The following is a 22,464-nucleotide window of genomic DNA, read 5'->3' on the forward strand; positions in this document are numbered from 1 at the left end:
GGGATTGCACCCTTGATTGCAGACCCGACCCACAGTATACGCCCCCCTGTCCGGCACTCCGCGCGAGTCGCCGGAGCTGTTTTTCGTGGCCCATCCCGCTTTCTTCGGCGGACCGGCGGCGGCGAGGGACAAAGCCAAGGAAAAACGGCGTGACCTCCGGCGGGCGCTCAGGCGGACCCGGCAGAAGACCAGGAGCTCTCTCGATCCGACCACCTTCGCGGAGCAACCGCGAGCATGATAGGAGATGATCAGATGGACCTGATCGCACAGCTCGAGGCGGAACAGATCGCCTCGCTGGGGAAAGAGATCCCCGACTTCAAGGCCGGCGACACCGTTCGCGTCGGTTACAAGGTGACCGAAGGCACCCGCACCCGCGTTCAGAACTACGAAGGCGTGGTCATCAGCCGCAAGCACGGCGAAGGCATTGCCGGCTCGTTCACCGTCCGCAAGATTTCCTTCGGTGAAGGCGTGGAACGTGTGTTCCCGCTCTACTCCACCAACATCGACAAGATCGAGGTTGTCCGCCGTGGCCGCGTCCGTCGCGCCAAGCTGTACTACCTCCGTTCGCGCCGCGGCAAATCGGCCCGTATCGCGGAAGTCACCAACTACAAGCCCAAAGCCGGCGCCGAGGCATAAGGAAAGACGTCATGAAAAAGGACATCCATCCCGACTACCACGTCATCGACGTCAAGATGACCGACGGCACCATCTTCCAGATGCGTTCGACCTGGGGCAAGGAAGGCGACACCCTGTCGCTGGACGTCGACCCGACCGTGCACCCCGCCTGGACCGGTGGCAGCACCCGCCTGATGGACGCCGGCGGCCGCGTGTCGAAGTTCAAGAACAAGTACGCCGGCCTGGGCTTCTGAGCCTGCCGCGTATCGCGACGTTCGGAACGCCGCCCCACGGGGCGGCGTTTGCTTTTCCAGCGGCAGCAATCGGGGCGTCATGGCCTTTGACATCATCCTGATCGTGATCGGACTGGCCGTCGGGGCGGCGATGTTCCACCCCGGCCTGCGCTCCATGCCGACATGGCGGGCGATGGTGACGCCGCTGGCCTCGATCATCGGCAGCGGATTCCTGATCGTCGGCCCGATCCTCGAGGACGCGTTCGGCTACCTCGCGCCGCTCGGGATGGCGGGGCTCTGCCTGACCGCATGGGCCTTCGGCGGGGCGGTGCGGGTGAACATCGCCCGGCTGGGCGAGGGCGACGACGCGCGCCCGCGCGGCGAACGGCGGCTGGATACACTGGCCTCGGCGGTGCTCGCCTTCGCCTACATGATCTCGGTCGCCTATTACCTGAACCTGCTGGGGTCCTTTGCCGTCCGGCTGACGCCGTGGAACTCGGACGTGATCGCCAACAGCGTGACGACGGCTGTCTTCGCCCTGATCCTTATCACCGGCTGGACCAGGGGGTTCGAGGCGCTGGAGCGGATGGAATATGCCTCGGTCGCGATCAAGCTGGCCATCATCGCCGCCCTGCTGGCGGGGCTCGCGACCTTCGCGTTCGGCAAGGCGGCGGACGGCGGGCTGATCGTCAACACGCCGCAGGTGTCGGGCTGGGCCGCCGCGACGCTGGCCATGGGGCTGCTGGTGACGGTGCAGGGGTTCGAAACCTCGCGCTACCTCGGCGCGACCTATTCCCCGAAGGTCCGCATCCGGTCGATGCGGTGGTCGCAGTTGCTCTCGGCGGGCATCTACATGGCCTACATCCTTGCCATGTCCTTCGTGTTCCGGCGCGATCAGCTGGCATTCTCGGAAACGGCGATCGTCGACATGATGGCGATCGTCGCGCCGATCCTGCCGATCCTGCTGGTCGTGGCCGCGCTGGCCGCGCAGTTCAGCGCCGCCGTCGCGGACACCAGCGGGTCCGGCGGGCTGATCGACGAACTGACCGGTCACCGCCTGCGCCCCGCCCTCGCCTATGCCCTGCTGACCGCGATCGGCATCGGCCTGACATGGGTGCTGAACGTGTTCGAAATCGTCTCCTACGCCTCGCGCGCCTTTGCCGCCTATTACAGCCTGCAGGCGCTGATCGCCGCGCTTGGCGATTTCCGCGAACAGCGCAGCCTGCGCGGCGCATTCTTCACCGGGCTTGCTGTATTGGGCGCGATGATCGCCATTTTCGGCGAGCCGGCAGAAGGCTGACCGGGGCAAGAACGCCACATTTCCCTTATTCAGAGCCGAAATCGGCTTTATCTGGCCGACCACACAACATATAGTTGACGAACAAATTAGACCCTCATCAGGAGGGGACAAAGGGTTCGGCATGGCACATATCATCGTTGTGGGGAACGAAAAGGGCGGCGCCGGGAAATCGACAGTTTCGGCCCATGTCGGGATCGCACTGTCGCGGATCGGGCACCGTGTCGCGATGCTCGATCTCGATCTCCGGCAAAAGACGCTCGGCCGTTTCATGGACAACCGGAAACGCTTTTGCGTGAAGGAAGGGCTGACGTTGCAGTCGCCCGATTTCCACGACCTGCCGGACGTGGACAAGGACCGGCTGCGGCCGGGCGAGAACCCGTTCGACCAGCGGATCTCGACCGCGATCTCGATTCTGGAGCCGGACAACGAATTCATCCTGATCGACTGCCCCGGCTCGCACACGCGGCTGAGCCAGGTGGCGCATTCGCTGGCCGACACATTGATCTCGCCGCTGAACGACAGCTTCGTCGATTTCGACCTGCTGGCCCATGTGGACAATGACGGCGAACGCATCCTCGGGCCGTCGGTCTATGCCGAAATGGTCTGGTCCGCGCGCCAGCTGCGCGCGCAGGCCGGGCTGAAGCCGATCGACTGGGTCGTGCTGCGCAACCGTCTGGGCGCGCAGGCGATGATCAACAAGATGAAGATGGAACAGGCCATCACCCGCCTGTCCCGCCGGATCGGCTTCCGCGTCGTGCCCGGCTTCAGCGAGCGCGTGATCTTCCGCGAGCTGTTCCCGCGCGGGCTGACTCTGCTGGACCTGCCCGACATCGGCATCACGCAGATGAACATCTCGAACGTCGCCGCGCGGCAGGAAATGCGCGATCTGGTGGCCGCGCTGAACCTGCCGGGGGTCAAGGTTACCTTCTGATCGGCGCCCGCTGCGCAATGCGCAGCATCCGGGTCGCGCAAAGGCGGCGCGGCGGGCTACGACCGGGCAGTTCCATACAGGAGTGCCCGGAATGACCTTTCAGATCGAAGCGCTGCCCTACGACGCCTTCGCCCCGCTGTTCGCGCTGGACGACATGGCGCTTGCCGACGCCGGGGCGCGGCGCATGACGGTGGATCACAAGCCCGGCTTTCCCTGCCGCGTCAGTTTGCAGGATGCCGAGGTGGGCGAGACGGTGATCCTCGTGAACCACACGCATCTCGACCTCGGCTCGCCTTATGACGCGCGCCATGCGGTGTTCGTCCGGCAGGACGCGCCGCAAGCCGCGCCGGTTGCGGGCGAGGTGCCCGAGGTGCTGCACCACCGGCTGCTGTCTCTGCGCGCGTTCGATGCCGGCGGGATGATGATTGCCGCCGACGTGGTGGAGGGGGCCGAGGTCGCCGCACGGCTGGACGCGATGTTCGGCGCGACCGACGTGTCCTTCATCGACATCCACAACGCGAAACCCGGTTGTTTCGCGGCCCGCGCGCGCCGGGTCTGAGCGGGAATTTCGCATTCGTGCAAGGTGCGGGCGGTCGGGGCGGATCCGGCCCCCACGACATTGACCCTGCGGGAAATGTCATGACATCATCACCTCAGGGCGCTCAGGCCCGAGGATGAGACGGATCCCCACATGGCCAACGCCCTTTACCAGCAGGTCTCGCGCGATCTGATCGAACGGATCGCGGGCGAAGGGCTGGAACAGGGCGCCATGCTGCCCTCCGAGGCCGAGCTCTGCGAGGAATATGGCGTCAGCCGGATCACCATCCGCGCCGCCATCGGCCAGCTGGTCGAACGCGGTCTCCTCGTCCGGCGGCCGGGCGTCGGCACCTTCGTCACCGGGCGGCGGAACACGGCGCGCGAATTCAACCTCGTGGGCTTTCTGGAAGAGGCGCGGCTGTTCACCAGCGAGCCGGTGTTCAACGAGGTGATCGCGGCCGACGCAGATCTGGCCGAGGTGCTGGAACTGCCCCCCGGCGCCGCCGTCCGCCACATCCGCACCTCGGTTCACAAGAACGGCGAGCCGCAGACCGTGGCCGACGGCTATTCCGCCGACACCCCCGACAGCCGCCTGTCCGAAGACGACTACCGCACCAACGTCAGCTCCGCCTTCGCCATGGGCATCCGCCTGCAGCGCCGGGTCCACCGGGCCGAGCAGACGCTGGACCCGATGGCGGCCACAGGCGAAATCGCGCGGTTGCTGGACGTCGCAGACGGCACCCCGATCATCCGCGCGCGGCGCATCTACTTCACGGTGAAGGACCGGCCGATCTACTATCTCGAGGTCCATTACCACCCGTCCCGCTACAGCTTTAACGTCGATCTGGTGCTGCGCGACGGCGGCACCGGGATCGGCTTTGTCCCCGCCGAACGCGGCGAGGGCTGAGTTACCCGCCCGGTCGGGGAGGCCGGACGGACAAAGGCCCCGAGGCGCCACCCCGCGCCGGGCCATCCCGATACGGTCCTGAGGAGGAGCCATGACCGACACGATCCACGAGGATCCGATCGCCCGCGCGGCGAATGCGATGATCCGTTTCTACCGCCATCTGGACGACAGCGACTACGACGGCATGGCCGACCTGCTGGACGGCGAATGGCACCGGCAGGGCAAGGTGATCGGCGACCGCGACGCGCTCATGGCCGCGATGGCGGGCCGGTCGGCCACCCGGCGCATCCACCACCTGCTGACCAATGTCGCGGGCGTGGTCGAGGCGGATGGCACCGTCACGCTGACGGCCTACATGCTGGTCGTCCAGCACGATGCCGGCACCCCGCTGGACGGCCCCGCGCCGCTGACCGGCTTCACCAATATCCGCACCGTCCGCGCCCGCGCGGGCCGGGGCGCGGACGGCTGGCAGATCCGCTGGCTGAAAAGCGACGCCGCCAGTTTCGCGGCCTGAAGGAGGACACCATGCGCTGGTGCAGATACGACGCGGGCGACGGCCCGCAATACGGGCTGGTCGAGGGCGAGGAGATCCGCGAGGTCACCGGGACGCCCTTTGGCCAGTGGGAGGAAACGAACCGCCTGCGCGGATTCGATGACGTCCGGCTGCTGGTCCCGGTCGTGCCCCCGACCTTCTACTGCGTGGGTCTGAACTACGCCAAGCACATCAAGGAAGCGGCGGATCGCAACGGCGTGGTCCCGAACCTGCCGACGCTGCCCGATGTCGGCTACCGCGCGAACAACGCACTTATCGCGCATGGCGAGAACATCGTGATCCCCAAGGACGCGACCAAGGTCCACTACGAGGGCGAGATCGTCGCTGTGATCGGCAAGCGCTGCCGCCACGTGTCCGAGGCCGAGGCGCTGGATTACGTGCTGGGCTGGACCATCGGGAACGACGTGTCCGAACGCATCTGGCAAAAGAGCGACCGCACCCTGTGGCGGGCCAAGAACACTGACACCTTCAAGCCGATGGGGCCATGGATCGACACCGAGGCACGGCTGGAGGACATGATGACCACCGTCCGGGTGAACGGCGAAGAGACGATCACCTTCAAGACCGACGAGATGATCTTTGGCGTGGCGACCTTCATCTCGGTCATGAGCCAGTACATGACGCTGGTCCCCGGCGACGTGATCTGGATGGGCACCGACGGCACCTCGCCCGACCTCAAGGCGGGGGACGAGGTGGAGATCGAGATCTCGGGCGTCGGCACACTGCGCAACCGGCTGGTGATGGAGCAGTAGATGGCCGCCGACTACGAAACGCACCAGCGGCAGATCGCCGGGATCCTCGCGTCCTGGGGCATGCCGCAGACCTACGCCGAGCAGACAGCCGAGGTCATGGCATGGACCGATCTACATGGCATCGACAGCCACGGCATATCCATGCTGACGGTCTATCACCGGCACGTCGGGAACAAGCGGCTTCGGATGGAGGCGGTGCCCACCATCGCCACGCAGGGGCCGGTCAACGCGCTGGTCGACGGGGACGGCGGACTGGGGCACGCCCCGGCCCGGCTGGCCATGTCGACGGCCATCGAAAAGGCCAGGACGATCGGCATCGGGATCGCCGTGGTCCGCAACTCGGCCCATTTCGGCGCCTGCGGGTTCTACGCCAACATGGCGGCCGAGGCCGGGCTGATCGGCATGGTTACGACCTCGGCCTCGCTGATCCAGGTCGCCCCTGCTGGCGGCGCGCAGGCGCGGTTCGGGACCGATCCGCTGGCCTTCGCCGCGCCGGGCGAACCGGGGCGGCCCTTCCTTCTGGACATGGCGACCACGACCGTCGCGGCGGGACGCATCCGCAACAAGGCGAACGAGGGGCTGGACTGCCCGCCGGGCTGGGTCCTGACCAAGGACGGCCTGCCATCGGTCAACCCGCTGGAGACGCAGAACGGCGGCTACCTGACATCGCTCGGCGGCTCACCCGAAGGGTCGAGCTACAAGGGCTACGGCCTGTCGGCGATGGTGAACATCCTTGCCGCCGGCCTGTCCGGCGCGACCTTCCCGACCGACCCGCAGCACACGAAAAAACCGCAGGGCATGGACATCGGTCACTTCTTCCTCGCCATCGACCCCGGCATGTTCCGCCCCGCCGAGGATTTCCGGGCCGAGGTCGCCGCCTTCTGCGACGCCCTCCGGGCGACACCGCCGGTCGATTCCGCGCAGCCGGTCATGGTGGCGGGCGATCCGGAACGGAAACATGCGGCCGAACGGGGCGCGAACGGCATTCCCGTGGCGCCCGGCCTTAAGGCAAAGCTGAAGGAGATCGCCGAGGAAAGCGGCGCCGAATGGCTGCTGGACTGAAAACGGACGGGGCGCGGAGATGCGCGACACTCCGCCCGCCACCGATAGGGCTTTCCTTTTCCCGTGAACCCGAAGAGGGTCCGGCGCATTGACCTGCCGGATCCACTTTGGAGTGTCCTGCCATCATGAGTCTGCACCTGGGCGTTGACCCGTCTGTAGTTGCTCTTGTTCTGCTGTTTCTTCTGTTCGTCGCCTTCACCATCGAAAAATACCCGCCCGAGGTCACCGCCGCCGGGGGGGCCGGCCTGTTCATCGTGCTGGGGCTGACCCCGACCGATCAGGTGATGAAGGTCTTTTCCAGCTCCGCCCCGATCACCATCGCCGCGATGTTCGTCGTGTCGGGCGCACTGGTGCGCACCGGGGTGCTGGATACGCTGGCCGATATCGTGATCGGACGGGCCAAGACACGACCGGTCCTTGCCGTCGGGATCTTCGTGCTGGTCACGGTGATCGTCTCGGCCTTCATGAACAACACCCCGGTGGTGCTGGTGCTGATCCCCGTGGTGATCCGGCTGGCGACCAGCCTCGGCCTCGCGCCGACGCGCCTGCTGATCCCGCTCAGCTATGCCGCGATCCTCGGCGGAACCTGTACGCTGATCGGCACATCGACCAACCTGCTGGTCGACGGCGTGGCGCGGGAAAACGGGATGGAAGCCTTCACGATCTTCGAGATCGCGCCGGTCGGCATCGTGGTCGCGCTGGTTGGCGGCGTCTCCATGCTGGTCCTCGGGCGGTTCCTGCTGCCGGACCGCCATGGCGAGGGACTGGACGAAAGCACGGAGACGCCGTTCCTGTCGGAAATCACGATCCTCACCGGCTATACCCAGATCGGTCAGCCCCTCGGCAAGATCGCGGATTTCCAGCGCACCGAGGTCCGCGTCACCGGCGTGCGGCGCGGCAGCCAGATCGAACGGCGCGGGCTGGACGACCTGGTGCTGCAGAAGGCCGACACGCTGATCGTCATCGCCCCGACGTCGGAGCTGCTGACATTCGCCGAACAGAGCGGCCTGCGCGTCGGGATGCGCCGCTCGGTCGAACTGGAACCCGGCGCGCAGGTCCGCGTCGCCGAAGCCATCGTGACGCCGTCGCGGCGCAGTTCCGGCATCCGTATCGCCGACCTCGCCCTTGGCCGCCGCGCCGGGATGCGGGTGCTGGGGGCGTTCCGTCCGGGGCACATCGCCGGGCCGGACCTGTCCAGCGCGCGCCTGCGACCGGCGGACAAGCTGCTGCTGGAAGGCACGGCGGAAGGGTTCGAGGAACTCCGCCGCGCGGGCGACGTCGTCTCGGTCACGGAACCGGGCGGGCGGGCCTATCGCCGCCGTCAGGCGCCGATTGCCGTGCTGACTCTTGTCGGCATCGTCGGGCTGGCGGCCTTCGAGGTCATGCCGATCGGCATCCTCGCGCTTCTGGGTGTCGCCCTGATCCTCGTCCTGCGCTGCATCGACAACGACGAGGCATGGCAGTCCATCGACGCGTCGATCCTCGTCCTGATCTTTGCCATGCTGATCATCGGCGCGGGGCTGGAAAACACGGGCGCGGTCGAGCTGCTGGTCGGAGCGCTGACACCGTGGCTTCAGGGCCTGTCGCCGCTGCTCGCGCTGCTGGCGGTGTACCTCGTCGGTTCGATCCTGACCGAGGTGGTGACCAACAACGCCGTGGCCGTGATCTTCACCCCGATCGCCATCGCGCTGGCCGGACAGCTCGGCGTCGATCCCCGGCCCTTCGTCGTGGCGGTGATGTTCTCGGCCAGCGCCAGCTTCGCCACGCCCATCGGGTATCAGACCAACACGCTGGTCTACGGCGCGGGGAACTACCGGTTCTCGGACTTTCTGAAAATGGGGGTGCCGATGAACCTGATCGTGGGCTTTACCGCCGTTCTGGCGATCAGCGTGTTCTTCCCTCTCTGACCACGGAGGGGCGCGAAACGCAAAAGGGCGGGGACCAGCACCCCGCCCTTTCTTCCATGTGGCGACGGGTCAGGCCGCCACGGAGGAATGCGCCAGCGCCTCCTTGACGAAGGCCGGTTCGAAGATGCGGTCGGCGTAGACCTGGCACCGGATCATCTTGCGATGTTCTTCGGGCTTGTAGTCCGCGATGGCGGTGTGCAGCGTGCCGATGTGGTCCCAGATCAGCACGTCGCCGAGGGTCCAGTCGTGCTTGTACTGGTACTTCTCCTGCAGCTGATGCTTGAACAGGAAGTCGAGGATCTCGTCGCTTTCCTTGCGGTCCATGCCTTCGATGTATTCGGCATAGCCGGGGTTGGCATAGAGGATCTCCTCGCCCGTGATCGGGTGGACAAGGAACAGCGGGTGGCGCACCGGCGGACGCTTGGCGCGGGCCTCGGGTGACAGCGGCGGGCGTTCGGATCCCGGACGGCGGCGCATCTCCTCCCAGAACTTGTTGAAGTCGTGCACGCAGATCGCGTCCTTCAGCCGCTCGCGCATCTCGGCGGGCAGGTCGAGATAGGCCTGCCGCATGTTCGCGAACAGCGTCGCCCCGAGCGGCTTGCCGTCACGATGCGGCACGGCCTCGGCGAAGAGCACGTTCACGAAGCCGATTGTGTCCATGTAGGACATGTCGGTGTGCCAGTCCTGCCCGGCGTCGGCCAGACCGATGGGTTTCCCGTCTTCCTTGATGTTGGACAGGATCATGACCTCGGGCTGATCCGGGTGCGTGTACTGACCGCTGACCGAGACCTGCAGCGTTCCGAACTTTTCCGAGAACGCCTTGAGCTGCGGGGCCGTCAGGTTCTGCTTGGGAAAGCAGATCACGCCATGCTTGCCGAGCGCGGCGACAAGGTCACCGAAGTCCTGATCGCTCAGCGGTTTGGACAGATCCACATCGGTGCCGATGGCGCCCATGACTTGGCCGGTCGGTTTAATCTTCATCGTATCCTCCCAGATTCGCGGGCCGCGGCCCTCTCACCTGTTATAACATCATACCGGGTGAGTGCGAAATGGAAGGTTCAGGATCCATGTATGTGGGTCAGACGTCCTCTTCCCTCACCGCGTCGCCCCAGGGCGTCGTCACCTCGGTGCAGCCGGCGTTCATCCCGCCCGTCCGCATCACCCCGCTCGTGCAGGCCCAGTTCAGCGGATAGACGTTGCGCGGACGGTCGTTGACGCTGTGCCCGGCGCGAAGCGCGGCGCGCGCCTCGTCCGGGATCGCTTCGTCCGCGACGATGGTCGAGGTGGCATAGTCGATGCGCGGATGGTGGAACGCCTCTTCCAGCGACATGCCCCGGTCGGTGACGAAATGCGCCAGCTGCGATACCGCGCCGACGATCTTGCGGCCACCGGATGCGCCGAAGCCGTACCCACCATCCTCGGTGATCGCGATGGCCGGGCAGATGTTCATCAGGCAGGGCACGCCGGGCGCGATGGAGTTCGGTTTCCCCTGCTCCGGGTCGAACCACATGATGCCGTTGTTCATCATCATGCCCGTCGACTGCGACAGCGTGCAGGCGCCGAAGATCGACAGCAGCGTCTGCGTCCATGCCACGATGTTGCCGTGCCGGTCGACGACCGAGAAATGCGTGGTGCAGGCCTCGCGCGTCGGGATCTCGCCGTCATGCCCCATGGTGGCAAGGCGGTGATCGTAGGCCCCCTTGAGCGCCTCGGCGATGGCGACCCATCCGGCGGCGTCCGGGGTACCCTTGGCGGCCGGTTCGGGCAGGCGGTCGAAGATGTCGCCGAAGGTCGGACCGGCGGTCAGGCCCGGCAGCAGGCGGAACTTCGCACCGCCCCGGTCGAAGCCGTAGGGCGTGACCCACTGCGCCTCGTATTCGGCAAGGTCTTCACGCGACAGGCTGCCGCCCTTGCCCTGCACGTCATCCGCGATGGCCGCGCCGATGTCGCCCTTGTAATAGGCGTCGCGCCCGTCCTTGGCGAGCGTGGCCAGCGTATCGGCCATGCCGTCCATCGCGATGCGCGGCAGGCCCGAGGCGGTCCAGCCCGCGACCGGCGCATAGACCCCGTCGGTCAGGAACATCCGGGCCAGGTCCTTGTCCCCCCCGATGTTGCGGGCCGAGGACGCGATCAGGAGGGAGGCATACCAGTCGACCTCCATCCCCTCGCGCGCCAGTGTCTCGGCCGGGGCCAGCAGGTCGGCCCACTTCATCGTGCCGAACTTCTGATGCGCCGCCGCCGCGCCCGCGACCATGCCCGGCACGGCCACGGCGGTCGCGCCCCGCACGTTCCGGTCGCCGACGACCGAGGGCCAGGGGAACAGGTCGGACGCGACCCCCTGCCCCGACAGCGGATAGTCGAACGGGTCGAGCGCCGCAGGCGACCTCATCCCGAAGTTCAGGGCATAGCACTTCTGCTCGGCGGCGTTCCAGAACACCATCCCGCCACCGCCGCCCGGTCCGCTCATCCACGGTTCGACCACGCCCATGGCGAATGCCGTGGCCACCGCCGCGTCGATGGCGTTGCCACCGGCCTTGAGCACCTCGGCCCCGGCCCGCGCGCCCTTGTGGTGCTGGGTGGCGACCACGCCGCCCTCGGTTTCCCTGACAGGCTTGCGAACGACCAGCGAGGTCGAGAAGTTGTGCGTCATGAAAGCGTCCTCCGTTCCGCACGATGTTCGGCGGGATAACGGAATGGCGCAAGGAATTACGTGTCGCGGCCACGTCGATGGCCGCGATCCACTCAGGCGTAGGGGTCCGCCGGTCCGCGCGAGGACGAAAGCGACTGCTGCGAGCGCTCGACGATCATCTCGATCGCGTCGGCAAGATGCACCTCGGCGATGTTGTAGTCGCCCCGCTCGACCCGCAGACGATGCGCCTCGATCATCACCTCGGCATGGGACGAGCCACGCGGCGGCTCGAACCGGTAGCAGGCCAGTTCGATCAGCAGACCCAGCGGATCCTTGAAATAGATCGAGTCCATGAAGCCCCGGTCCTTGACCCCGGAATTGCCGATCCCGCGCTCCTTCAGACGCTCGACCGCCTGGCTGAACGTCGCCTTGCTGACGTTGAAGGCAAGGTGGTGGACACAGCCCGGATCCATCGGCGTGCGCGAATGCACCGGCTTGCGGGTCTCGTTCGTGAAGATCGTGATCAGCCGACCGTCGCCCGGATCGAAATACAGGTGACCCTCGTCCGGATTGTCGAGGTTGGGCTGGTCGAAGACGAAGGGCATCCCCAGCACACCTTCCCAGAAGTCGATGGATGTCTGGCGATCCGCCCCCGTCAGCGTGATGTGGTGCACGCCCTGAACCTGAAGTTTACGCATCTGGCCTCTCCTCTGTCCGCCTTTGCCCAAGATAGACCGGAGAAGCCCCGCACCAAATACCTGATCTGGCACCTGATATGTGCACAGATTCACATATCTCGCGAAATTGCGGGGGATCTTGGCATTGCTGCCGCACGGGCCTAGCGTGCCGGAACGCAGCCCGGAGTGACCCGCGATGACCGAGCCGAGCGATCAGGCGCTCGCCACCCGATACCGCCCGCAGATCCTTGCGGAGCTGGAGGACCTGCGCGCGGCCTCCGAGGCGACGGCCGCAGACCGCAGACCGGTCGAGCTGGACCAGCAGAGCGTCGGTCGCCTGTCGCGTATGGACGCGCTGCAGAACCAGGCCATGGCGGCCGGAACCGAGGCGCGCCGCGCGGCGCGGAGCCGCGCGCTGACGGCCGCACTGTCCCGGATCGACGAGGGCGAGTTCGGCTATTGCGAGGATTGCGGCGATTTCATCGGGCTCGCGCGGCTGGACCTCGACCCCTCCGTCATGCGCTGCGTCTCCTGCGCGGGCTGACGGATGGATCGCGAACGTCTGCGCACTGTGTCGGCCCTCGGGATCGTGCAGATCTTCTCGTGGGGCTCGTCCTTCTACCTGCTTGCGGTGATCGCCGCGCCGCTGCGCGAGGAAACCGGCTGGCCCTTCGGCCTCGTCACCGCCGGCATCTCGCTGGGGCTGCTGGTGTCGGGCGTCGCCGCCGTGGTCGTCGGGCGCCTGATCGAACGCTTCGGCGGGCGCCGGGTCATGGCCGGGGGCATGGGCCTGCTGGCGCTCGGCCTGACGATCATCGCGACCAGTCACCACCCCGCCGTCTATATCGGGGCCTGGATCATCATGGGGATGGGCATGGCGTCGGGCCTCTACGACGCCGCGTTCGGGACGCTGGGCCGGATTTACGGCAAGGACGCGCGCGGCCCGATCTCGGCGCTGACGCTCTGGGGCGGCTTCGCCTCGACCGTGTGCTGGCCGCTGACCGCCTTCCTCGTCGCATGGATCGGCTGGCGCGGCGCCTGCCTGAGCTACGCGGCGATCCACGTCTTCATCACCGCGCCGATCTGCATCTACGGCCTGCCGCGCGCGAAGAACCCGCAGCCCGTCGCCGCAAAGAACAAGGACGCCACCCCCGCCGGGTCGGTCCTGCGCGACAAGCGGTTCTGGCTGTTCTCGGTCTGCATGACCGTCACCGGAGGGCTGGCGGCGTTCTGGTCGACGCACCTCATCACCATCCTGACCTCGCAGGGGATGACGCTGGCCGCCGCTGTCGCCCTCGGCACGATCATCGGCCCGGCACAGGTCGGCGCGCGGGTGCTGGAGATGCTGGGCCGCGGCAAGCACCACCCGGTCTGGACGACCTTCGCCTACGCGGTCTGCGCCGTGCTGGGGTTCGGGGGGCTGGCCCTCGGCGTGCCCGCGACCATCGCCTTTCTGTTCTACGGCGCGGGCAACGGGCTGTGGTCGATCGCGCGCGGGGCCTTCCCGCTGGCCGCCTTCGGGCCCGAGCGCTACGCGCGCACGGTCGGCATGCTGGCCCTGCCGACCTTCACCGCCTCGGCCATCGCGCCCCTGCTGGGCGGCGCGCTGATCGAACGGTTCGGGACCGACAACGTGATCCCCGCCTCGGCGCTGATCACGCTGGTGCCCTTCGCCGCGATGCTGGCGCTGCTGGCCGATCACCTGCGCCGCAAACGCGCGGGTGGCTACTGAGGCCTACTCGTCCGAGACCTTCACCAGCGTCTTGCCGAGGTTCCCGCCCGCCATCATGTCGGCGTAATACTCCGGCGCGCGTTCGATGCCGGGGCGGATGTCCTCGCGGTAGACGACCTTGCCCGCGCGATACCATTCGGACATCCGTTCGAGGAACTCGTCGAAATGGCTGTCTACGAAGTTGCCGACCGACAGCTCCGCCACCTCGACCTCGCGCGCGGCCCTGAGATCCGCCGACCGCGCCAGCAGCGCCTCCTTGCCCTTGGCCGAGGACCCGCCGGGGCGTTCGCCGATCAGGCCGCAGATCACCATCCGCGCCTTCTGATTGAACAACCGCGCCGTGGCGTCGAAGGACTTGCCGCCGACATTCTCGTAATAGACGTCCACGCCTTCGGGGCAGACAGCCTCCAGATCCGCATCCAGCGTGTCGCTGAGATGAGAGACCACAGCGTCATAGCCGAACTCCTCGCGGGCGACGCGCATCTTCTCCTCCGTCGATACGATGCCGACCGCACGGCACCCATGCACCCGCGCGATCTGGCCGACGATCTGGCCGACCCCGCCGGTCGCCGCCGAGACCACGACCGTTTCGCCCGGCTGCGGGCGGCACTGGACGAACAGCCCCGCATAGGCGGTCAGCCCGTTCATCCCTAGCACGCCGAGCGCCGTCGACACCGGCCCGAGCGCAGGGTCGATCACGCGGGTCTTCATGTAGGGGTGATCCGGGATGCCCTCGCCGATCAGCCCGTATTCCTGCCACCCGTTGGTGCAATGCACGAAGTCGCCGACCTTGAAGGCGTCGGTGTTGCTCTCGATCACCTTCACGACCGTGCGGGCATGGATCAGGTCGCCCGGCTTTTCCAGCCCGCGCACCTTGTAGCCCCACTGGTAGGGATCGAGCGAGATGTACACCGTCCGCACCAGTGCCTGACCCGGGCCGGGCACGGGAACCGGGGCCTCGTTCAGGACGAAATTCTCCGGCACCGGCATGCGCTCTACCGGCGCGTCGGACAGGATCCACTGGCGGTTGACTGACATTACAACGTTCCTCCCGTTTCCGGTCGGATCTACAGGAGCCGCGCGCCGCTGCCAAATACGGCGACAGCGCATTTCCCATACGCAGCGCGCGGGGTCAGGCGGGATCGATCCTGAGCGCCCTGAGCGCGTTGAGGATCACCGCGACGTCGATGACCTCCTGCAGGACCGCGCCCTGCACCGGGGACAGCAGCCCGAACGCGGCGGCGACCATGCCCGCCACTGACAGGCCGATCCCGACGACGACGCTCTGCATCGCGATGCCGCGGGACCGCCGGGCGACCTCGATCCCCTGCGCCAGCCGATCCACCCGGTCGACCAGCAGCACCACGTCCGCCGCCTCGGCCGAGGCCGCCGCGCCGCGCACCCCCATGGCGACACCCACGTCCGCCGCGGCCAGCGCGGGCGCGTCGTTCACCCCGTCGCCGACCATCATGACCGGCGCGGCCCGCCGTTCCTCGGTCACCAGCGCCACCTTGCCCTCGGGCGCCAGCTCGGACCGGACGGCGTCGAGCCCCAGCCCCGCCACGACCTGATCCGCGACGTCCGCGCGATCGCCGGTGGCCAGCAGGATCCGGTCCACGCCCTGCGCCCGGAGACGGGTCATCATCTGCGCCGCTTCCGCGCGCAGCGGATCGGCCATCACGAGGTGCCCGGCGATCCGGCCATCCACGGCCAAGGCGACCAGCACCGATCCGAAGGGGAACCGGCCGGGCTGCCATGCCTCACCGCCCGTCCGGGCGGCGGCGAAGGCCGCCCCGCCGACGATTACCCGCTGCCCCGCGACCAGCCCGGTCACACCTTCGCCCGGACGTTCCTCGACCTCGGCCGGCACAGGCAGCGTCAGACCCCGCGCCCGCGCCGCCGCCACGACAGCCTGCGCGACGGGGTGTTTCGATGCCTGATCCAGAGCTGCGGCCAGTTGCAGGATGTCGTCCTCGGACAGCGCGCCGTGGCGTTCGATGGCGACGATCTGCGGGCGGCCATCGGTCAGCGTCCCGGTCTTGTCGAGGATCAGGGTGCGCACCTGCGCCATGGCTTCCAGCGGTCGCGCGCCCTTGACCAGCACGCCGAACCGCGCGGCCCGCGACAGGCCCGCGACCAGCGCCACCGGCACGGCTAGGATCAGCGGGCAAGGGGTGGCGACGACCAGCACCGCGACGGCCCGGATCGGGTCCCCGGTGAACCACCAGGCCGCGAGGGCGATGGCCACCGTGACCGCCAGAAACCCCAGCGACCAGCGGTCGGCCATGCGCGCCATCGGCGCCCTGGATTGCTGCGCTTCCTCCACCAGCCGCACGATCCCGGCATAGGTGCTGTCCCGCGCCGGGCGGAGCGCGGTGATGTCGAAAGCGTCGCCCGCATTGGTCGACCCGCTGAGCGCATCGTCGCCCCGCACCGCCCGCCGGGGCAGTGATTCCCCGGTCAGGGCCGAGGTGTCCAGGTAAGCACCATCGGAAGCGACGCTCCCGTCCACCGGCACAACGTCGCCCTGCCGGATGAGCAGCAGGTCGCCCGGCACGATCGCGTCGAGCGGCACCTCCTCGATCCCGTCGCCGGTATACCTCGTGGCCGTCCGGGGCACGCGGGACAGCAGGTCGTGCATCTCGCGCCGGGCGCGGCCCTCGGCAAAGCTCTCCAGGAACGTCCCGCCGGAATACATCACCGCGACCACTGCCGCCGCCAGCGTCTCGCCGAACGCCAGCGCGGCGGTCATCGACAGGGCCGCGACGATGTCCAGCCCGATCTCGCCGCGGGCGAGGCTGCGCACGATCTCCACGATCAGGGCGGCCAGCGCGGGCAGGACACCGGCCGTCCAGGCAAGCGCGGCCTGCGCCGGATGACCGGACAGGTGCAGGACAATCCCGGTCGCCAGACCGGCGAGCGCAAGCAGCAGGAGCGTGACCTTGATCCGGTCGCTGAAAGTCTGGTCCAAGGCGGGCACTCGTATGGTCTGAACAGGGGTGTTGCCGCAGCGCGGCACCGCGCAACAATGGCCCAAACGGCACCGCAGGTCGATGCCCGACCCCCATTGCCGCGCCGGGTGAATCTGGTTAGTGTCCGCCTCGCTTCGGTCCCGGCGTTCACGCGCCGGGTGAAAAGGGAACGCGGTACCGGCCCAGGCCATATTCCGCGACTGCCCCCGCAACTGTAGGCGGAGAGCGAAGCCGGACAATGTCACTGTCCCCGCATGAGGGATGGGAAGACCCGGCCAAGCATCGACCCGCGAGTCAGGAGACCTGCCGAAGCCGATCACCTTGTCCGGACGCGGGGCGCGTTCGAGGCTGCGGACCTTTCCGTCGTGGTGGCATTTCGCAGCCGGCGGCGGGGCAATCCTTCCCTTCTCCGGCATCAGTGTATCGCCATGCGCCAGAGAGCGCAGGGAAGGGACAGACATGAAGACCAGGATTCCCGCCGCCGTTGCGGCAGCTTGCGCCGTAGCCGCGCCCGTTCACGCACAAGAGAGCTTTACGCTCGACCCGATCATCGTCTCGGGCGGCCTGACCCCGATCGAAGCGGCCCGCTATGGCCGCTCCGTGTCGGTCGTCACCGCGCGCGACATCGAAGAGCGCGGCATCCGTTCCGTGCAGGACGCCCTGCGCGCCGTGCCCGGCGTCGCCGTCAACTCGAACGGCCACAGCTTCACCCAGGTGCGGATCCGCGGCGGCGAAGCGAACCACACGCTGATCCTGATCGACGGGGTCGAGGCCGCGGGCGGCGACAGCGAATATATCCTGACCGGGCTGGAAACCGCCAACATCGAGCGGATCGAGGTCCTGCGCGGCCCGCAGTCGGTGTTCTACGGCTCCGACGCCTCGGCCGGGGTCATCAACATCATCACCAAGAAGGGCAGCGGCGGCGTTCAGTATGGCGCGACCGCCGAATACGGCGCCGGCTGGTCGGCATCGGGCTTCGTCGCGGTGCGTGACGACCGGGGCGGCCTGTCCTTCGGCCTGACCCGCCGCGACGACGAGGGCTGGGACTATTCCGGCTCCGGCGGCGAAAAGGACGGGATCGACCGCTGGACCATGACGCTGGCCGGTGACTACGAAGTGGTCGATGGCCTGACGCTGGGCTTCACCTGGCGGATGTCCGAGGAGCACTACGACGCCGACGGCACCGACTGGACCGCGACGACCCCGCAGGGCTACGTGGTCGACGATCCGACCCAGTTCAGCGACCGGGACGAACAGACCATGCAGGTCTACGCCGAGTTCGAGCGGCCGGACAGCCGGGTCTCGGGCCGGCTCGCCTTCGCGCGGACGGAAAACACGCAGAGCTACAGCGGCGGCGCCCCGACCGAGACGGTCGGCGAAACCGCGAAACTGCGCCTGTCCTACGGGCTGGACGGTCCGGTGACCTCGGGCAATCATGTCGTGAACCTGCTGGCCGAGCATGAGCGGGACAGCTCCACCACCAACCCGCTCTACAAGCGCAAGAACAACTCGATCGCGCTGGAATACCGGGGCAGCTTCGGCAACGGGCTGGATCTGCAGCTTGGCGGCCGGTTCGACGACAACTCAGTCTTCGGGGACAGCGTGACATGGACGGCCGCGGCCTCCTACACGCTGCAGAACGGTGTCCGGCTGCACGCCTCGGCAGGCACCGGGGTCGTGAACCCGAGCTACTTCGAACTCTACGCCGCCGCCTTCGGCTATACCGGCAACCCCGGCCTCGACCCGGAGCGCAACCAGTCCTTCGACGTCGGCGTCGAGGTGCCCTTCGCGCAGGGCCGCGGCAGCGTCGACGTCACCCTGTTCCGGGAAACGCTGACCGACGAGATCACCGCCGTCAGCACCGGACCGGGCACGTTCAGCTACGTCAACCAGACCGGCGACAGCGACCGCAGGGGCGTCGAGGTCGCGGCCACATTCGCGGCGACCGACACCCTCGACCTGCGCCTCGGTTACACCTGGTTGGATGCGGACAATCCCAACGGTTCGATCGAACTGCGGCGGCCCAAGCACGCGCTGACCATGGGCGCCACGCTGCGGACCATGGGCGGTCGCGGGACGGTGTCGGCGGACGCGCGTTACATTGCGGGCAACTACGACACCCAGAACTTCGGCACCTTCGCCACGGCGAAACTGCCGGACTACTGGACCGTCGACCTGGCCGCCACCTATGACGTGACGCCCAACCTGATGCTGAACGCGCGGGTCGAAAACCTGTTCGACAAGGACTATTCCGACAGCTGGGGCTATGCCTCGCGCGGGCGGACGGTCTATGTCGGGCTGAGCTCGAACTTCTGAGAGTGGCCATGACACGCCTGCGACAGGCATATTCCGCCGGTATCGCCATTCTTCTGGCGTTGGCGGGGCCCGTGTCCGAAAGGGCGCGGGCCGCGGATGCGCCGCCGCAGCGTGTCGTGTCGATGAACCTGTGCACCGACCAGCTGGCAATGATGCTGGCCGCGCCGGGGCAACTCGTGTCGGTCAGCCATCTGGCGGCCGAACCGCGCGCCTCGGCCATGGCCGGGGCGGCTGCGGCCGGGGGCTATCGCCTGAATCACGGCCGGGCCGAGGAGATCTGGCTGATGGAGCCCGATCTCGTCATCGCGGGGAGCTATTCGAACATCGCCACTGTCGAGATGCTGCGCCGTCTGGGTGTGCCGGTGCTGGTCATGGAACCCGCCTACGGGCTGACTGACATCCCCGACCGCCTGCGCCGCGTCGGTGCGGCGCTGAACCGAAGCGCGGCGGCCGAGGCGGCGGCCACCGCTTTCGAAACCACCCTGTCCGGCCTGGACACGCCCGAAGGCGACCGCCCGCGCGCCGCGCTCTATGACGCGAACGGCTATACCCCCGGCGAACGCAGCCTGTCGGGCGAGATCATCGCCGCCGCAGGCTTCGACAACATCGCGGCCGAGGCCGGACTGCCCGCCGGCGGCCATCTGCCGCTGGAACTGCTGGCGATGGCTGCGCCCGAAGCGGTCATCTCGGGTCGCCCCTATCCGGGCGCCTCGCGCGCCGAAGAGGTCCTCGACCACCCCGTCGTGCAGATGCTGCGGGAAGGCACCGCAGGCGCGGTGCTGACCGACCGCGACTGGGTCTGCGGCACGCCACACGTCCTGCGCGCGATCGCGGACATGCGCGACCTGCGGCGCCGGATGCAGGGGCAATGAGGCGACTTTATATCATCCTGACGCTGCTGGTCGCGGCACTGTGCCTCGGATCGCTGCTGATCGGACCCGCAGACACGGGTCCGGGCGAAAGCCTGATCGCCCTGCTGACCGGCGGGGACGGGCCGCTGCCGATGGTGATGCGGGAAATCCGCCTGCCGCGGATGATACTCGCCCTAGCCATCGGCGCCTCGCTGGGCCTCGCCGGGGCCGCGATGCAGGGCTACCTGCGCAACCCGCTGGCCGAACCGGGCCTGATCGGCGTCTCGGCCTCGGCCGCGCTCGGTGCGGTGCTGGCGATCCAGACCGGCCTGTCGGCGGCCTTTGCACTGGGGCTGCCGCTGGCGGCATTGGCCGGGGCGAGCGTCGCCGTGATGTTGCTGCTCGCGCTGGCCGGGCCGCGCGGCGGATCGCTGACGCTGATCCTCGCGGGCATCGCGATTTCGGCCATGGCGGCGGCGCTGACCTCGCTTGTGCTGAACCTGTCGCCCAATCCCTTCGCGGCGAACGAGATCGTGTTCTGGATGATGGGATCGCTCGCCGACCGGTCGATGGTGCACGTCTGGCTGGCGCTGCCGCTGATGGCCGTCGGCTGGGGGCTGCTGCTGCCGCTGGCCCGCCCGCTCGAGGCGCTGACGCTGGGCGAGGACGCGGCGTCCTCGATGGGCGTGCATCTGGGCCGGGTGCGCTGGCAGGTGGTGCTGGGCACCGCCTTTGTCGTCGGGGCGGGCACGGCGGTGGCCGGGGCCATCGGTTTCGTCGGCCTCGTGGTGCCGCACCTGCTGCGCCCGCTGGTCGGCTCGCGGCCCGGCCCGCTGCTGCTGGCCTCGGCGCTTGGCGGGGCGGCGATGCTGCTGGCCGCCGACATCGCGGTGCGGGTCGTCCTGCCGGGGCGCGACCTCAAACTCGGGGTGCTGACGGCACTGATCGGCGCGCCGTTCTTCCTGCACCTCGTGTGGCGGACGGGGAGGCGCGGGACATGAGCCTGCTGACCGTTCGGAACCTGTCGGTCTCTCTTGGCGGACGTCCCGTGCTGCGCGACCTGTCCTTCCGCGTCGAAGCCGGAGAGCTGGTCGGCCTCATCGGCCCGAACGGCGCGGGCAAGACGACGCTGCTGCGCGCCGTGCTGGGACTGATCCCGGACGGCGGGGCCAGTTCGCTGGCCGCCCTGCCCCGAAACGCGCGTGCCCGGCATGCCGCCTGGATGCCGCAATCGCGCGAGATCGCATGGCCGGTCCCGGTCGAGGACCTGGTGACGCTGGGGCGGATGCCGCATGGCCAGCGCGGCACCGTCGCCGACCGCGCGGCGGTCGAGGCGGCCATCGCTCACATGGCGCTCGGCCCCCTGCGCAACCGCATCGCAACGCAGCTTTCGGGCGGCGAACAGGCCCGCGCGCTGATTGCCCGCGCGCTGGCACAGGAGACGCCGCTCCTGATGGCGGACGAACCGACCGCCGGGCTGGACCCGGAACATCAGATCGCCACGCTGGAAACCTTCGACGCGCTGGCCCGAGACGGGCGCGGCGTGGTGCTGTCGCTGCACGACCTCGGGCTTGCCGCCCGGCACTGCACGCGGCTGATATTGCTGGCCGGGGGCGACATACTGGCCGACGGCGCCCCGTCCGACGTGTTGACCCCGGAGCTGCTGGCGCAGGCGTTCCACATCCGGGCGTTCCAGGCGGACACGCCCGAGGGACCCGTGTTCCAGCCGACCGGAGTGACCCGGTGAGCGTGCGGGCACACGGCCCCTGGCTGGAGTTCGACCTGGGCGCGCGGATGCAGATTCTCAGCCACGCGCCGCACCGGCCCGGTTTCGTCACGACCAACCGGATCCTGTGGCGCGGCGTCCGCAATGCCGACCTGCCCGAAACGCTGGACGCGCGGGACTGGCTGGCCGGCGAGATGGCGGGGCTGGGTGCCGCCGACGCGGTCGGTTTCCTGACCTCGCGCGACATCGCCGCCCATATCGTGCGCGAGGCGCTTGCGGGCGAGGTCCATGCCACGGCGGTCGCGACCGTCGGCCTGTCCAATGCCGAACGCGTGGGCACCCGGCTGGACCGGAGCGGCTACGACTGGGGCACCATAAACGTCGCCGTCCGACTGAGCGCCGGGATGACGCCCGACGCGCTGACCGAGGCGCTGACCATCGCCGTTCAGGCCCGCACCGCTGCCGTGATCGAGACGGCACTGGACCTGCCGACAGGCCGCGCGACCGGCACCGGCACGGACTGCACCGCGGTCGCTGCGCCATCGGGCCCGGCGGACTACGCGGGTCTGCACACCGACATCGGCGCGGCCCTCGGCGCGGCGGTCTACGACGCCGTATTGACCGGCGCCCGCGACTGGATGGCCGAGACCGCGCACCGCCGCAAAGTCCCGCCGCCCGCCTGAACGGCGGCGATGCGGCAAGGCAGGCGCGGAACGTAGGCATTCCCGGACGCAGTCGAATCTGGCCATGTCCGGGTCCCGGCA

At 68.3% G+C, this 22,464-nt stretch carries 22 protein-coding genes and 1 riboswitch; of the genes, 17 read left to right on the plus strand and 5 right to left on the minus strand.

Annotation, left to right across the window (positions count from 1 at the left end; genetic code table 11):
- Positions 1 to 252: 252 nt before the first annotated feature.
- The 10 genes from rplS (at position 253) to ATO6_RS01465 (ending at position 8,797) form a co-directional block, all read left to right on the plus strand.
- Positions 253 to 636: a 50S ribosomal protein L19 gene (gene rplS, locus ATO6_RS01420; protein ID WP_088622162.1), complete on the plus strand. Its 384-nt coding sequence runs from the start codon at positions 253 to 255 to the stop codon at positions 634 to 636.
- 11 nt (positions 637 to 647) lie between these two features.
- Positions 648 to 869: a 50S ribosomal protein L31 gene (gene rpmE / locus ATO6_RS01425; protein WP_088622163.1), complete on the plus strand. Its 222-nt coding sequence runs from the start codon at positions 648 to 650 to the stop codon at positions 867 to 869.
- A 79-nt stretch (positions 870 to 948) separates the two neighbouring features.
- Positions 949 to 2,148 (plus strand): hypothetical protein, encoded by a 1,200-nt coding sequence (locus tag ATO6_RS01430; RefSeq protein ID WP_088622164.1) that lies wholly within the window; start codon positions 949 to 951, stop codon positions 2,146 to 2,148.
- Positions 2,149 to 2,269: 121 nt separating this feature from the next.
- Positions 2,270 to 3,079, plus strand: coding sequence for a division plane positioning ATPase MipZ (locus tag ATO6_RS01435; RefSeq protein WP_088622165.1), 810 nt, complete (start codon positions 2,270 to 2,272; stop codon positions 3,077 to 3,079).
- Between the two features lie 91 nt (positions 3,080 to 3,170).
- Entirely contained in the window at positions 3,171 to 3,638 is a 468-nt protein-coding gene (locus ATO6_RS01440) for a DUF1203 domain-containing protein (protein WP_088622166.1), read from the plus strand.
- Positions 3,639 to 3,770: 132 nt separating this feature from the next.
- Positions 3,771 to 4,523, plus strand: coding sequence for a GntR family transcriptional regulator (locus ATO6_RS01445; protein WP_088622167.1), 753 nt, complete (start codon positions 3,771 to 3,773; stop codon positions 4,521 to 4,523).
- A 91-nt stretch (positions 4,524 to 4,614) separates the two neighbouring features.
- Positions 4,615 to 5,037 (plus strand): nuclear transport factor 2 family protein, encoded by a 423-nt coding sequence (locus ATO6_RS01450; protein WP_088622168.1) that lies wholly within the window; start codon positions 4,615 to 4,617, stop codon positions 5,035 to 5,037.
- 11 nt (positions 5,038 to 5,048) lie between these two features.
- Complete coding sequence (locus ATO6_RS01455; RefSeq protein ID WP_088622169.1) at positions 5,049 to 5,828, plus strand: fumarylacetoacetate hydrolase family protein; 780 nt, start codon at positions 5,049 to 5,051, stop codon at positions 5,826 to 5,828.
- On the plus strand, positions 5,829 to 6,890 hold the full coding sequence (locus ATO6_RS01460; protein ID WP_088622170.1) for an Ldh family oxidoreductase: 1,062 nt from the start codon (positions 5,829 to 5,831) through the stop codon (positions 6,888 to 6,890).
- A 125-nt stretch (positions 6,891 to 7,015) separates the two neighbouring features.
- Positions 7,016 to 8,797: an SLC13 family permease gene (locus tag ATO6_RS01465; protein WP_088622171.1), complete on the plus strand. Its 1,782-nt coding sequence runs from the start codon at positions 7,016 to 7,018 to the stop codon at positions 8,795 to 8,797.
- 69 nt (positions 8,798 to 8,866) lie between these two features.
- Here the strand turns inward: ATO6_RS01465 and ATO6_RS01470 are convergent, their stop codons facing one another.
- The 3 genes from ATO6_RS01470 to ATO6_RS01480 all read right to left on the minus strand — a co-directional run bounded on the left by ATO6_RS01470 (position 8,867) and on the right by ATO6_RS01480 (position 12,124).
- Positions 8,867 to 9,778, minus strand: coding sequence for a TauD/TfdA family dioxygenase (locus ATO6_RS01470; protein ID WP_088622172.1), 912 nt, complete (start codon positions 9,776 to 9,778; stop codon positions 8,867 to 8,869).
- Positions 9,779 to 9,875: 97 nt separating this feature from the next.
- Entirely contained in the window at positions 9,876 to 11,447 is a 1,572-nt protein-coding gene (locus ATO6_RS01475) for a gamma-glutamyltransferase (RefSeq protein ID WP_088622173.1), read from the minus strand.
- Between the two features lie 92 nt (positions 11,448 to 11,539).
- Positions 11,540 to 12,124, minus strand: coding sequence for a VOC family protein (locus ATO6_RS01480; protein WP_088622174.1), 585 nt, complete (start codon positions 12,122 to 12,124; stop codon positions 11,540 to 11,542).
- A gap of 175 nt (positions 12,125 to 12,299) precedes the next feature.
- Between ATO6_RS01480 and ATO6_RS01485 the strand changes: the two genes are divergently transcribed.
- Together ATO6_RS01485 and ATO6_RS01490 are read left to right on the plus strand one after the other, a co-directional pair.
- Positions 12,300 to 12,647 (plus strand): TraR/DksA C4-type zinc finger protein, encoded by a 348-nt coding sequence (locus ATO6_RS01485; RefSeq protein ID WP_088622175.1) that lies wholly within the window; start codon positions 12,300 to 12,302, stop codon positions 12,645 to 12,647.
- 3 nt (positions 12,648 to 12,650) lie between these two features.
- Positions 12,651 to 13,835, plus strand: a complete 1,185-nt coding sequence (locus ATO6_RS01490) for an MFS transporter (protein ID WP_088622176.1) — start codon at positions 12,651 to 12,653, stop codon at positions 13,833 to 13,835.
- 3 nt (positions 13,836 to 13,838) lie between these two features.
- On the opposite strand, the gene ATO6_RS01495 is transcribed toward ATO6_RS01490, so the two are convergent.
- Together ATO6_RS01495 and ATO6_RS01500 are read right to left on the minus strand one after the other, a co-directional pair.
- Positions 13,839 to 14,873 carry an NADP-dependent oxidoreductase gene (locus ATO6_RS01495; RefSeq protein WP_217898955.1) on the minus strand — a complete coding sequence of 345 codons (1,035 nt, stop codon included), beginning with the start codon at positions 14,871 to 14,873 and terminating at the stop codon, positions 13,839 to 13,841.
- 94 nt (positions 14,874 to 14,967) lie between these two features.
- Positions 14,968 to 16,806, minus strand: a complete 1,839-nt coding sequence (locus ATO6_RS01500; protein ID WP_088622178.1) for a heavy metal translocating P-type ATPase — start codon at positions 16,804 to 16,806, stop codon at positions 14,968 to 14,970.
- 119 nt (positions 16,807 to 16,925) lie between these two features.
- Positions 16,926 to 17,133: riboswitch (cobalamin riboswitch) on the plus strand.
- Positions 17,134 to 17,266: 133 nt separating this feature from the next.
- On the opposite strand from ATO6_RS01500, the gene ATO6_RS01505 reads away from it, so the two are divergent.
- Genes ATO6_RS01505 through ATO6_RS01525 form a run of 5 tightly spaced genes read left to right on the plus strand, consistent with a single transcriptional unit; the run spans position 17,267 to position 22,383 of the window.
- Positions 17,267 to 19,123, plus strand: coding sequence for a TonB-dependent siderophore receptor (locus ATO6_RS01505; RefSeq protein ID WP_088622179.1), 1,857 nt, complete (start codon positions 17,267 to 17,269; stop codon positions 19,121 to 19,123).
- A gap of 8 nt (positions 19,124 to 19,131) precedes the next feature.
- The gene (locus tag ATO6_RS01510; protein ID WP_088623358.1) at positions 19,132 to 19,995 is read left to right on the plus strand and encodes an ABC transporter substrate-binding protein; all 864 of its coding nucleotides are present in this window, start codon (positions 19,132 to 19,134) and stop codon (positions 19,993 to 19,995) included.
- Positions 19,992 to 20,975 (plus strand): iron ABC transporter permease, encoded by a 984-nt coding sequence (locus ATO6_RS01515; protein ID WP_088622180.1) that lies wholly within the window; start codon positions 19,992 to 19,994, stop codon positions 20,973 to 20,975. Before ATO6_RS01510 ends, ATO6_RS01515 begins: the two co-directional genes overlap by 4 nt.
- Positions 20,972 to 21,721 (plus strand): ABC transporter ATP-binding protein, encoded by a 750-nt coding sequence (locus tag ATO6_RS01520; protein WP_088623359.1) that lies wholly within the window; start codon positions 20,972 to 20,974, stop codon positions 21,719 to 21,721. The genes ATO6_RS01515 and ATO6_RS01520 overlap by 4 nt, the downstream gene beginning before the upstream one ends.
- Before the next feature lie 47 nt (positions 21,722 to 21,768).
- A complete protein-coding gene (locus tag ATO6_RS01525; protein WP_088623360.1) occupies positions 21,769 to 22,383 on the plus strand; it encodes an adenosylcobinamide amidohydrolase in 615 nt (204 codons plus the stop codon).
- The last annotated feature ends 81 nt before the right edge of the window (positions 22,384 to 22,464 follow it).

Source organism: Oceanicola sp. 22II-s10i, assembly GCF_002210105.1.
In the GTDB taxonomy this organism is placed as follows: domain Bacteria; phylum Pseudomonadota; class Alphaproteobacteria; order Rhodobacterales; family Rhodobacteraceae; genus Pseudooceanicola.